This is a genomic window from Providencia xihuensis (genome assembly GCF_041953405.1).
In the GTDB taxonomy this organism is placed as follows: Bacteria; Pseudomonadota; Gammaproteobacteria; order Enterobacterales; family Enterobacteriaceae; genus Providencia; species Providencia vermicola.
This window is the reverse complement of the sequence record NZ_CP169565.1, coordinates 1443489-1456224: the sequence shown is the minus strand read 5'-3', so window position 1 is coordinate 1456224 and position 12736 is coordinate 1443489. Positions and strand designations below refer to the sequence as shown.

The window sequence follows — 12736 nt, the reverse complement described above, 5'->3', positions numbered from 1 at the left end:
CACATGAGACAGTATATTATTATTTAAATAACATTAGGCTATTTCAGTGTCGCCTTGTAATTGACAACTACATGCTAAAACATACCCTTCTGCTATTTCAGCGGCGGTCAATGTCATTGTACTTGTTGTTGTATAATTGCCTGATAATACTTTTGTCTTGCAACTTCCGCAAACACCTGCACGGCATGCAGCAATAACAGGCTGTTTATTTTGTTCTAATGCAGATAATAACGAAATCCCCACAGGCACTTTAAAATCAGCGAGGCGCTGGCGAATTTTAAGCGTCAGCACATCTTCGCTATTAACCACTTCTGGCTCAGTTGAAAAACGTTCCATAAAAAAATGTTCGGCAGGTACACCTAAATTAGCCGCAAATTGCTGAGCATTTTTCATATAAGGAACTGGCCCACAAGTCATCACTACCCGTGAAGCAATATCGGGGACTAATGCTTGTAGTTTTTCTTCATTTAATCGACCTTGGGCTAACTCCCCATTATCTGGCGTTTCAGCCATAATACATAACTGTAAACGTTCTGGGTATGCACGTGTCAGTTGTTGCCATTCCTGCGCAAATATAACTTGCTTGTCGTCTCGCACATTAAATAATACTTTAACATGCGTTTCTGGACGATTGGCCATCAACCAGCGTGTCATTGACATAATTGGCGTCACGCCACAACCCGCAGCAAGCATTAGATATTGTTGGCTTTTCACATTTGCACAGGTAAATTCCCCTTGAGCTTCAGACAACCAGAGGTAATCCCCAGGCTTCACTGCACGAGTTAACCAGTTAGAGCCCATACCATCCTCTAATCGCCTAACGGTAATTGAAATATAACGGCTTTGACCTGGTGATGAAGAGAGAGTGTAAGCCCGCATGACATCATCACTATTTTTAATACTAACCAATGCATATTGCCCTGGTGAATACATATAAAAATCATGATTAATTAAGTTGATCGTCCAAACATCCGATGTTTCTTGGATAATCGAATGAATTTGCATTCTATTTGGACATAAACTACTTGGCATTGTCATCGCACGACTCCTTTAAAGGGGCTTTCGCCCCTCTCTTCTCATATCTGTGTTTAGGCTTGTTATATTTTTCTGGCTAATTATGCAGGTAAGATTTCAGCCAAATCTTGCTCAACTGTCGTAATGCTACGCATTCCAAACTTCTCATTTAATACATTGAGTAAGTTTTCAGTTAAGAAACCAGGTGCACTTGGGCCGGTATAAATGTTTTTCACGCCAAGGGCCAGAAGGGTTAATAAAATCACGATGGCTTTTTGCTCAAACCATGACAAAATTAAGCTCAGCGGTAAATCATTGATACCACATCCCAGTTTTTCTGATAAATTCACAGCAAGCATAATCGCTGAGTAGGCATCATTGCACTGACCCACATCAAGTAAGCGTGGTAAGCCTTCTAGGGTACCAAAATCTAATTTATTGAAACGATATTTACCGCAAGCCAGTGTTAAAATCAGGCAATCTTCAGGTACTGCACGTGCAAAATCAGTGTAATAACTTCTTTCATCACGGCTGCCATCACACCCTCCAACAAGGAATACATGACGTAATTTTTTCTGTGATACTAAATCAATTACCGCGTCTGCTGCACTTAACAGGGTTTGGCGACCAAAACCAACCGTAATTTTGTGTTCGATTTCGGTATATGGGAAACCCGCTAATGATTGTGCTTGCGCGATCATTTCTGCGAAATCATCACCCTCGAGGTGTTTTGCTCCAGGCCAACCGACAATACTGCGAGTCCAGATCCGGTCTTTATAATCCCCCACATCTGGGTCAATAATACAGTTTGAAGTCATCAATACAGGGCCTGGGAACTTCGCAAACTCCACTTGCTGATTTTGCCAACCGCTACCGTAGTTACCCACTAAGTGTGCGTATTTTTTCAGCTCAGGGTAACCGTGAGCAGGTAACATTTCACCGTGGGTATAGATATTAATCCCTGTTCCTTCCGTTTGTTCTAATAGCATTTTTAAGTCTTTCAGGTCGTGACCTGAGATTAAAATACATTTCCCTGCAACAGGGCGAACATTAACTTCCGTCGGCGTTGGGTGACCAAACTCGCCAGTTTCACCTGCATCTAAGATTTCCATGATTTTGAAGTTCATCAAACCAATTGCCATGGAATTATTGAGCAGTTCATTCATATCAGCAGGTAATGTACCAAGCCAAGCCATAATTTCATGATATTGACCATAAACATCATTATCATATTGGCCTAAAACATGTGCGTGCTCCATATACGCTGCCGCACCTTTTAAACCATACAAGCAGAGCATACGCAGACCATGGATATCCTCACCCACTTGTGCTTTATCAATATCTAATGCAAATTTTGCCGCTTGTGCTTGTAGTGTTGGGATGTCAGAGCCATCTAATTGTAAATTAATGAGTGGATGATTAAATGCGACTGCGCTATTCACAGATTGGCAGTGTTTAATTAATTTATCGCGTAAATAAATCGCTTCACGTGCATAACCAATAATACGGTCTGAATCAAAGTTCACGTTGGTTAACGTGGAGAAAAATGCGCGGGGTGCAAAGCTATCGATATCATGATCAATAACGCCTAAAGTCCGTGCAGTAACCGCACTCGCAGATAAACTTTGCAATACAGCAACTAATAAATCTTGTAGATCAGACGTTTCAGCTGTTTTACCGCACATACCCTGCGCGTATGCACAGCCATTTCCAGCTGGAGTTCTAATTGTTTGTTCACATTGCACACAGTACATGTTGTTCGCCTCTTAAAGTTGCATTTCAAATACAACATTAAGATTACGCTCTTTATTAGAATAAAAAAGAGACATTTCAGGTTATCTAACCATTTATTGATCTATATTAATATTCAATGTTAATGAGAACTATTCACATCAATTAAAGTATGCTAAATAAACAAATTCGCCTTTTTTTGTGTTACTTTTTGTTCCTTTCAGCCTACCTTATGAAAAAAAATCATTTCCTATGATGGTTTTCGAGTAAGCCTTGGTATACTAAATATAAGTGGTTGTTATTTGGTCGTAATTAGAGAATCCAATAAAGATGATACAGGCAAACGCGTCCCAAAAATCTCCCCCTTCTTCAGCCAAAGGGTTATTCACACGAATAAAAAGCTCAGACAAGACGCCATTAAAGATCCTATTACTGTCCGCCATTATTGGCGCATTTGTAGGATTAGTCGGCTCTTTATTTGAAATGGGCACAACATGGGTCAGCAACATTCGAGTTCAATCGGTAGATGAACTTGTTGATAACAAGTGGCTGGTTGTTGTAACCATGTTTTTTGTTTCCGCCATTTTAGCGATGATTGGCTATTACCTCGTAAAACGCTTTTCTCCAGAATCTGGAGGGTCAGGGATCCCTGAAATTGAAGGCGCTTTACAAGATTTACGCCCTGTCAGGTGGTGGCGAGTGATCCCCGTAAAATTTATTGGTGGCCTTGGCACATTGGGTTCAGGAATGGTTTTAGGCCGTGAAGGCCCAACAGTACAATTAGGCGCAAATATTAGCCAAATGTTCTATGACCTTTTTCGCTTAAAGGATAATGAATCCCGCCATACTTTATTAGCTTCAGGGGCAGCAGCAGGTTTGGCCACTGCGTTTAATGCCCCCCTTGCAGGCATATTATTCATTATCGAAGAGATGCGCCCGCAATTTAAATACAGTTTAATCTCCATTAAATCGGTGTTTATTGGTGTAGTGACTGCCACAATTGTTTACCGCTTAATCAACGGTGAAGCTGCTGTACTCAATATTGGACAATTTTCTGCTGCTCCGATGAATACCCTGTGGTTGTACCTTATTTTGGGTATGTTATTTGGCATTATCGGCATTTGTTTTAACCACTTCCTGCTGTTCTTACAAAGCCAGTTTCAACGTTTTTACCAAAATAAACTTTCTCGTTTTGTCATGATGGGCGGTTTAATCGGTGGCCTTTGTGGCGCAATTGGTGTTTACATGCCTGAAATTGTGGGTGGCGGTTATGCCGTGATCCACCAGATGGTTGCTGGTAGTTTTACCGTCACCTTATTATTATTGTTTTTTGCACTGCGTTTTCTGACGTCGACCATTAGCTTTAGTTCAGGTGCACCTGGTGGGATTTTTTCACCTTTACTCGCTTTAGGTACATTATTTGGAGGGATTTTTGGTTACAGTGCATTAGCGCTTTTTCCTGAATACCAAATCGAAGTGGGCACATTTGCCATCGCTGGAATGGGTGCTTTATTTGCAGCAACAGTAAGAGCCCCATTAACAGGGATAGTCTTAGTTTTAGAAATGACCAATAATTACCAGTTAATCCTACCGATGATTATTACCTGTATTGGCGCCACTATGATGGCTCAATTCTTAGGCGGTAGACCGCTATACGCTGTCTTATTAGAAAGAACCTTAGCACGTAGCGAGAAAGAAAAAGCAGCAAACGCATAACTCTTGTGTAAAAAAGGGGGCTTTATATTAGCCCCCTTTTTTAATTATTTCTTTTTAGCAATTAGCGTCGCAAAATTTAATTTAATGCGGTTACCTTGTGCATCTGTACGATGTAAATGCCCAGGATTTTCATTGTATTTTAAGATATCCCAATCTTGGTAATAACCCTCTAATTCACCTGGTTTTAAGAAACACTTGAATGGTACTAAATCCAATGGTGCATCTGGCGTTTCAACTGCGCAGACAATCACATTGACTCCACCAGATAACGTGTGTTCTTGCATGTTTCTCACCACATCAGTAATTTTTTCTCGCTGTAAGAACATCAATACCACAGTAGAAATAATTAAATCGTAATCACCTTGAATTTGGTGACTATTGATGTCATAAACTGCGGTATTAATATTATCAATACCTGCTTGTTTTTTAACAAAATCAATTGCCTGAATATGTTGCGGATTGATATCAACCGACGTGACATCATACCCTTGCAATGCAAGATAAAAACTGTTTCGCCCACGTCCTGAACCAAGATCCAGCGTTTTACATGGCTTAGCAAGATTATTTTCACACAGATAACGCACTTCAGAATGTGGGGTTGTTAAACCGTATTCTTTATAAAACTTAAGTTCAGGCTTACACATAAATGAAAGCTGGCACTGCATATCATCGCTACATTTAGAAATGCGGTGCCAAACTTGCGGCTCAATTATTGGTGGCTGGTTATTTATATCAAACGTGAAATGTTGTTCACTACCATCATCATTAAAAATGATGAAATCTAAAGAGCCTTGCAGCACCTTCAATTGCGCATAAGAATCTTCTTTTGTGTTATGACGTTCTTGAAACATTAAAGGAAGAGACGCTTTATCCCAGACAGGCATGGTCTTGTAACACACTAGCTCGTTCATATCATCACCAATAAGTTGCATTTTAAATGCATCTTATACTGTTAGTTTATTATCTGCAAAGTATTCATCAATAAATTACTGAGGCTTTGATACATATCAACCTACAGCAATTACCGTAGGTTGATACCCCAAGATTGGACACTAATAACCTAATTGTTTTGCGCTAAGCCCTAAGAACTCAAATGGTTTTGTCACCACATAATTATTAGTGGCATCCCCTGAATAGATATGACTTTGCTCTTCACCTAGATCCAACTTTTTCACTTTTCCAGTCTCAGCCGAAAAATCGATTTTCGCTAAATCCGTCCAAAAAATATTAGGCGTGAGTGCAGACTCAAAAAAGTATAATTGACGCTTATGATCTACAAGGGTACGCCAACGAGTTGAGGATATTTCAGGGGAAGATTCAGAACTTAAACCATAAGGTACAGAGACGTTACGGATCACCCCAAACACACTCGCAACCGCTTTATTTGCCGTGGTATTTTGAGGGATGGCATTGACATAAAACTGAGCACGAGCGAACCTGTCTGCTGATCGGTTAGTACCTGGTAACATCACAGTGCCACCAATACCTTGCCAATATTCCTGCATTGCCAGTTGTTTTTCATAGGTTGGTGAGTTGGTCATGACTTGATATTGACGGCTGTGATGAATAACTTGCTTACCATCAATATATTCAATGATTGCACTATCACCGCTAGCATCAGAAATCGATAGATGTAAGGTGGCTAAACGGTCTTGGCCAGGAACATTATCAGTGGCCACCAGCAATGGATTTTTTTCAAGCGCCTCAACGGCCTCGGCGACAGTCGCATAGTTGTCTAAAACATATTGCGCCCATAGTGAAATTGATAATGCAGGTTGTTTGTCATTGACTTGCGGATATTTAGATTCTGCTAGCCACAATAGATTGGCAACTAAACCTTCTTCATTAATACCATCAGTGGTCGAAATATCGTACCCTGAAGCAATCACACTGCCGTATTTCGATTTCCATTTCACTGAATTCGGCCCCGCTACACCATCCCGCGCCATACCACGTGGAAAGATCCAAAGATTAGTGCCGATATCATATTTCCAGTCCATGGTTCGCCCTGTCATGATTTGCTCATTTTCCCCTAAATACACAACACGGGTACAAGCTTGGCTAACCACGGCTGGCAAAGAAATTGCCGCTAGGGTAATGAGCGTCACAATACTTTTTTGAACGAACTTCATGCCACCTCCAAAAGAGATAAAACTAACAGATTGATATAGTAAGCATACTACATAAATGCAGATAATAAGTTTTGCACAGATAAAGTATAAAAAATGGCAGGAGATGTGAATAAAATAAATGTAATAATTAATAATACGTAATAGCACCCCATTAAGAGGTGCGACTATTTAACCTAAAACTAATTATTCACCGATGAAAATAAAGAACGTAATAATGCGGCTTTTTTCCCGTTATCAGGGATAGCAAGAATTTCATCATAAAAACTGATGGATATTTGGCAAGCAAGTGCAGGGGATTTTTTACCTGCCTCTAAATTCCCAAGAATTGCAGCATCTGCACCATATTCAGCACTCAGACCAGCGGCTAATTGGCTGAGTGTTTCCGTATATTCAGTGGGTGACATTAACGCCTGAGTTTTACCTGCTTCACTGGAAATCAATAATTCATTCGTCGCTTGAATTTGCTTCAATAATACTGCTTGGCTTTTTTTCGGTGGAATGATTTCAGCCGTTTCTCTTAAATGTGGAAATAGTGAATAAAAACAGGTTTTCCCTGTAGGGTCTTCTTCCAATAAAACTTTAAGATAATCATTAACCTTACTGGTAAAATTAATCACTGCATCATCAGATGCGTATTCCATTCGTTCTAAGACCAGTTTCATCACACTACCGACAACTTGGTCGAATAATTGGCGACGAATATCTTCGTTTTCAGGGTAGTATTGTGTAATCAGGTGTTCAAAGCTTTGATAGGTTTCAGGGCTGATTTTTTTCACCGTCGCAATAATTGGCAGCTCTTTCTCAGCTTGCGCTAACGCTTCCGAGTGGATAGCGGTATTATTGTCTGTAGATAACACATTGTTATCTTTGCTTAACCAGTAAAAACCGACTGCAAATGCAATAAATATAATGCTAACTATCAATGCGGTTTTACGTGAACTATGTGTATTCAAAGTCGCCCTGCCTTTTCTTAATAAAACGAATAACTACTCTCATTTTCACGTTATTACGTTACCTTTTCGTCACATTCAATCACCCAAAGACATTAAGCCTCTTAGGTAATTATAGTGTGCATTACGATAACATCCTGAATTAACCTGAAAAAAGTGATATTGGCTATTTTAGCCTGTATCAATGCGGGCTAGCTATAGGAATAAGGGAAATTGCGAGGGGAAAAAGAGAGGAATTGCCACAAAAAATCAATTCGTTCTTTTATGAAAAAACACCCTCAAGGTTTATTTCCCCGAGAGTGTTGTCATAGAATTATTTAGTCTGAACGCCTTCAACTGAAATTAACAGTTGAGCTTCTTGGGATTTAGGGCCCAAATCAGACTTAATATTAAACTCTTTCAACTTAATGTTACCTTGCGCTTCGAAACCTGCACGGTATCCACCCCATGGATCTTTACCTTCCCCCATGAGTTTTGCATCTAATGTAATTGGTTTCGTTACACCATTTAAGGTGAAATCACCCGTAATTTTGTAGGCTTCACCGTCTTTTTTCACTTCCGTTGAAACGAATTTCGCTTCTGGGAATTTAGAGGCATTTAAAAAGTCTGCGCTGCGTAAGTGTTTATCACGCTCTGCATGGTTAGTATCGATGCTGCCTGTTTTAATCGTCACTTCAACTTTGTCTTTTGATGGGTCTTTTGCATCATAAGTAAAGTTACCATCAAAATCTTTAAAACTGCCGTATACCCAGCTATAACCTAAGTGCTGAATACGGAATTCGATGAAAGCGTGTTGGCCTTGCTTATCAAATTGATAAGTTTCAGCAAGTGCTGAACCTGCCGTTAAAAATAGAGCACCAGAAGCCAGACCAAGAACCGTTTTCTTCAACATAATTATCTCCACGTTACTTATCGGGATTAAAACCCAACATTCTTTTTAATGTAATATCACGATCAAAGATGTGATGTTTAAATGCAGCAAACGCATGTAAAACTGACAATAAAACTACCGCCCAAGCGAGGTACAAGTGAATTTCACCTGCGGTATCCGCTTGTGTTGCAGCGCCAGTAAATAAAGCGGGAACATCAAACCAACCAAATACGCTGATTGGCTGTCCATCAGCGGTCGAAATTAAATAACCGCTAATCAAAATACTGAATAAAATAATATAAATCAGAATTTGAACAGTAATAGAACTGACTTTAGTTAATTTACTGTAACTTGATAATGGCTTTGGTGGCGGTGAAATAAATCGCCAAATCACACGAAATGCCATAACAATAAATAATAATATTCCTATACTTTTATGAATTTCTGGTGCTTGGTGGTACCAACTATCATAATAGCCCAGCGTCACCATCCATAAACCTAAAGCAAACATTCCATATACGACAATTGCGACTAACCAGTGGATGAGCAGCGAAATGTGCCCATAACGGGTTGTATTATTTTTCCATTGCATGATAAAAAACCAGTTAGAGATGAAGGTGATATTTAATTAACTAAGCCGTAATAATCATAAGGTGAAATTAATTTTATTCCTATCCCAAAGTTAGACAAATATTTTGTTGAAGATATTCAAATACGATCACCATTATAAAAAATAGTTTATTATTCCATTTTGTCTATATTAAATAATAAAATTTGAATAAAGTTTTTTCCAGTTTTGTAAATCACTATGACAGTTTATTTTTTAATAGTGTTATTCATTCTATCTTATTCTGATTCGTTATATTCTGTTTAGCGATAAAAAACATTTGTAGACCCATCATCTTCCTTTTACATTGGTATTCTCTCTTCCCTACTTTTTTGATGAGCAGGTTCGCCTATGTACACACTTTGGATTGCTAACAAAAATTACTCTTCTTGGTCATTACGTCCTTGGGTTTTATTAAAAACGTTGCAAATTCCTTTTGAGGAAAATATCTGTTTTTTTGAAAGCGGCAGAAGCAGTCATGATAAATTTAGCCGTTTTTCTCCGACGGGGTTAGTCCCTTGTTTAGTGGATGGGAAACAAACCGTTTGGGACTCTTTAGCGATTTGCGAGTATGTGGCAGAAGATCACCCCCAAGTGTGGCCAACAGGCCGTGCAGCTAGGGCTTGGGCACGTAGCGCCAGCGCTGAAATGCATTCAGGTTTCACTGCCTTACGCCAACAATGCCCAATGGATGTTTCTCGCAATGCACCATTAACTGAAATATCCCGTGAGTTGCAAGCAGACATCGATCGAATTTCACAGTTGTGGCAAGAAGGGCTGGAAAAATTTAGCGGCCCTTGGCTGGCTGGACATGAATTTACAGCGGTAGATGCTTTTTATGCCCCTGTCGCATTTCGTATCCACAGTTACCAGTTGCCAGTTAATGCAGCGGCACAACAATGGGTTGCCCGTATGCTGAGCTTGCCTGCGATGCAAGAATGGCGACAAGCTGGCATTCAAGAGCCCCATATCGACCATTAAAAAAATAGCGCAGAGTCTTTTTTCTCTGCGCTATTTTCAACCGATTATTGTTCGGTAAAAAATCACCTGCACGAGCATCAAAATTAATTATTAAACAATGTGTTTAACAAACAAACAAGTTACGTGCATTTTTACGACAAACTCAATTTAAAGTGTTTCATCCCACGGATCTGCTGTCATCACATCACCTTGTGGTGTATGCAATGTCACCTGGTCATTTTTAAACCACTCCGCTAATGAAAACCCCCCTTTCGGCGTTTCCACATGAATATCGATGGGGCAATAAGGTGTATTCGCTTTGATGGCAAATTCAGCAAAATCTTCTTTTTGATGGCGCGTTGGGCAGCGCAGTACTACATCGAGGTCGCAATCGGACAGCATGCTTTGAATATCCGTTGCCAACGTATAGGCACAGCTCCCCGCTACGCCCCATTTCCACGGCCATTTGGTTTGTGAAATTAGCCATAAAACCTGTACAGGTGGCAATGCAATAAACATCGACCGTTGTAATTCAACGGAATCAGCCACCAATGATTCCACATTCATAATGTGAGTGATTGCTGATTTTTTGATTTGTGTCGTAGCACGTTGATGCGGCTTAATGCCCCGTATTGCGACTGTCACATAACCGTCTTCTGCCTTATCACGGTACACCGTCAGTGGCAATTTGCTATTCCACTGTGCGCCAACCCATTCAGGGAGTGATTCTATCTCGACATCTTCATTACTGCCGACCCAAACAAAATCATGAGGATTGATTATTTGCATTTTTTTACCTTTATGATTGTTACGACTGCTCTTTGTCTATTATGCCTTTTTTGCTATATAAAAACAGAAGTTACCTCGACTTTGCTTTGGCAATAACATTTATTTCCAATCTGATAAAATACATATTCTCCCTTGTAATCCCATGATGCTTATTATTTAATTACCTTAATAATTAATAAGTTAAATATCGGTTTATGAGCGTCGTATTATGAGAACATTTCCAGCTATTCACGATGGGATAACCTTTACCAGTTGCATACTTTTCAGTGCGGCAACCGCTTTTGCAATTTTAGATGCGCAAGCGGCTATGTGGGCGGCCTTCTCGACCTTATATTCCTTTAATTTATTCAATGCTGCGAAAGAATATAAAAATTATGCTTATACCGCGTTTTGTTTATTGATGATCTTAGTGGCAATTTTTATTGGCGATACCCTGCGTCTTGGTACTGCTTTTTATCTTTACCTGGCAGTCTTTTCGTTCATTTATTATCAATTGTACGGCACCGATCCCGCCATGGATTTAACCATGAAATTTATGATTATCATGTCAACCATTGGGACGATTTTACCCGATATTTCTAAAAGCTTAGCGCTGGGATTTATTATTGGCAGTACAGTAACACTGATTACCTATTATGTTCTTAGCCACAAAATGACGCGCCACAGTGTGGTCACCAGCGCCTTAGTTGAACGCAATTTATTTACCTTGCGTAAAAATATTATCCCACGGTCAATGACCTATGCACTGGGATTATTACTTGCACTTGCGATCCCACGGTTTATCGACCTCGGGCACTTTTATTGGACACTACTGACTTTTGTGTTTGTTTTGCACCCCAAATCACAAAGCATTATTAAGATTACCTTGCAGAGAGTCTTAGGCAGCCTGATTTCTGTTTTACTACTCTATTTTTTATTTAATACTCCACTCATGCCGTATATCGGGTTAATTGCGATGGTCGTTTTTGCTTTTTTAATGCCAATGAGTTTCCATCACGGGTATACCTTTATGACTTTTGTTGTAACGAGTTTGATACTCTCCGTGCTTGAACAAGTGGTGTATTGGCGCCATCCAACCTATGAATTACTGTTCGACCGCGTATTAGAAACCGCATTGGGCGGTGCAATTGCCATTGTGACGAGTATTATTTTGAAATTGTTCCGTGAGGGAAGCTCAACTGGGCAAACCGTGGAAAAAGGTTAATTTTCCACGGCGGCCGCATTTACCAAGGCAGAGGGGCTTTCTCATTATTTGCGTGTTCTCCGTAATATAATGACGGTAAGAAACGCGATAAATAAGTAAATTCGTTATAACAATGGCGCATTAATTCAAGCCCGATATTGTCAGGTAATTCATTGATAGGGTCAGCTAATGAAGCGCCCAGTAAAAAACGGCTCCGCAAAACGCAGCCAAACTCGGTGTCTCGCGTAATGTGCATCATTTTGCCATCGACTGGGTAACCTTGAGCATCCATCAATACATTGTTCCCAAAACCAATTGAAGCACAAACTGCCCCCGAGATTGATTGGTTTTCAATCGCTTGTTTCAGTGCATTTGAGTCAAAAAAGTCACTGGCTTCGCGAAATTTCAATTTAGCGGCAACAGGGGGGATCTCCCCTAATGATTCAACCGCATGAATTGATGCACCAATATAACTTTCCCCTTTTTTCCACTTGTCATCCCATCCATGGTGGGCAACATGGTCATGGGGATGCCACCAGCGGATGTGCTGCGTTGTTTCAAAAAAAGTAAACCACCACTCCACCATTCGGCCTTTACAACCGTGTAAGTCCGTTCGAACTGCAACAGTAAGTAACCCATTTTCATCCCTTTCAATTCCCATCTCTAACCGTAATGGTGCAGGTAACAGTATGTCATTTACATTTTCGACGGCCCAAGCGGTATTCATTTTCATCTTTCACCTCAATTAGGAAACTTTATTTGTTTCCTAATTATATTTGAGCT

12 protein-coding genes are annotated in these 12736 nt (G+C 40.0%); 3 read left to right on the top strand and 9 right to left on the bottom strand.

All coding sequences use genetic code 11. The annotated features are described in order from the left end of the window. Window positions 1-33: 33 nt before the first annotated feature. Together hcr and hcp are read right to left on the bottom strand one after the other, a co-directional pair. Complete coding sequence (hcr, locus tag ACE2AL_RS06335; protein ID WP_272573413.1) at window positions 34-1038, bottom strand: NADH oxidoreductase; 1005 nt, start codon at window positions 1036-1038, stop codon at window positions 34-36. A 77-nt stretch (window positions 1039-1115) separates the two neighbouring features. After that, the gene (gene hcp, locus ACE2AL_RS06330) at window positions 1116-2768 is read right to left on the bottom strand and encodes a hydroxylamine reductase (protein ID WP_206082733.1); all 1653 of its coding nucleotides are present in this window, start codon (window positions 2766-2768) and stop codon (window positions 1116-1118) included. Window positions 2769-3075: 307 nt separating this feature from the next. Between hcp and clcA the strand changes: the two genes are divergently transcribed. Then, entirely contained in the window at window positions 3076-4461 is a 1386-nt protein-coding gene (gene clcA / locus ACE2AL_RS06325) for a H(+)/Cl(-) exchange transporter ClcA (RefSeq protein ID WP_272539102.1), read from the top strand. A gap of 44 nt (window positions 4462-4505) precedes the next feature. On the opposite strand, the gene tehB is transcribed toward clcA, so the two are convergent. The 5 genes from tehB to ACE2AL_RS06300 form a co-directional block, all read right to left on the bottom strand. After that, window positions 4506-5393 (bottom strand): SAM-dependent methyltransferase TehB, encoded by an 888-nt coding sequence (gene tehB, locus ACE2AL_RS06320; protein ID WP_206082735.1) that lies wholly within the window; start codon window positions 5391-5393, stop codon window positions 4506-4508. A 120-nt stretch (window positions 5394-5513) separates the two neighbouring features. Continuing rightward, window positions 5514-6593, bottom strand: coding sequence for a linear amide C-N hydrolase (locus tag ACE2AL_RS06315; RefSeq protein ID WP_272539101.1), 1080 nt, complete (start codon window positions 6591-6593; stop codon window positions 5514-5516). A gap of 179 nt (window positions 6594-6772) precedes the next feature. Continuing rightward, on the bottom strand, window positions 6773-7546 hold the full coding sequence (locus ACE2AL_RS06310) for a topoisomerase IV (RefSeq protein WP_206082737.1): 774 nt from the start codon (window positions 7544-7546) through the stop codon (window positions 6773-6775). A 310-nt stretch (window positions 7547-7856) separates the two neighbouring features. Then, on the bottom strand, window positions 7857-8435 hold the full coding sequence (locus ACE2AL_RS06305) for a YceI family protein (RefSeq protein ID WP_206082738.1): 579 nt from the start codon (window positions 8433-8435) through the stop codon (window positions 7857-7859). A 13-nt stretch (window positions 8436-8448) separates the two neighbouring features. Next, window positions 8449-9006: a cytochrome b gene (locus tag ACE2AL_RS06300; protein ID WP_047756889.1), complete on the bottom strand. Its 558-nt coding sequence runs from the start codon at window positions 9004-9006 to the stop codon at window positions 8449-8451. A 366-nt stretch (window positions 9007-9372) separates the two neighbouring features. Here ACE2AL_RS06300 and ACE2AL_RS06295 point away from each other — a divergent pair, with 366 nt between their 5' ends. Next, on the top strand, window positions 9373-10002 hold the full coding sequence (locus ACE2AL_RS06295) for a glutathione S-transferase family protein (RefSeq protein WP_349422169.1): 630 nt from the start codon (window positions 9373-9375) through the stop codon (window positions 10000-10002). A 147-nt stretch (window positions 10003-10149) separates the two neighbouring features. Here ACE2AL_RS06295 and ACE2AL_RS06290 read toward each other — a convergent pair whose 3' ends face one another. Next, entirely contained in the window at window positions 10150-10770 is a 621-nt protein-coding gene (locus ACE2AL_RS06290) for a malonate decarboxylase holo-ACP synthase (RefSeq protein ID WP_206082741.1), read from the bottom strand. A gap of 208 nt (window positions 10771-10978) precedes the next feature. On the opposite strand from ACE2AL_RS06290, the gene ACE2AL_RS06285 reads away from it, so the two are divergent. Further along, window positions 10979-11974: an FUSC family protein gene (locus ACE2AL_RS06285; protein WP_272573410.1), complete on the top strand. Its 996-nt coding sequence runs from the start codon at window positions 10979-10981 to the stop codon at window positions 11972-11974. A gap of 19 nt (window positions 11975-11993) precedes the next feature. Here the strand turns inward: ACE2AL_RS06285 and ACE2AL_RS06280 are convergent, their stop codons facing one another. Beyond that, window positions 11994-12686, bottom strand: a complete 693-nt coding sequence (locus tag ACE2AL_RS06280; protein WP_206082743.1) for a DAPG hydrolase family protein — start codon at window positions 12684-12686, stop codon at window positions 11994-11996. Window positions 12687-12736 lie beyond the last annotated feature (50 nt).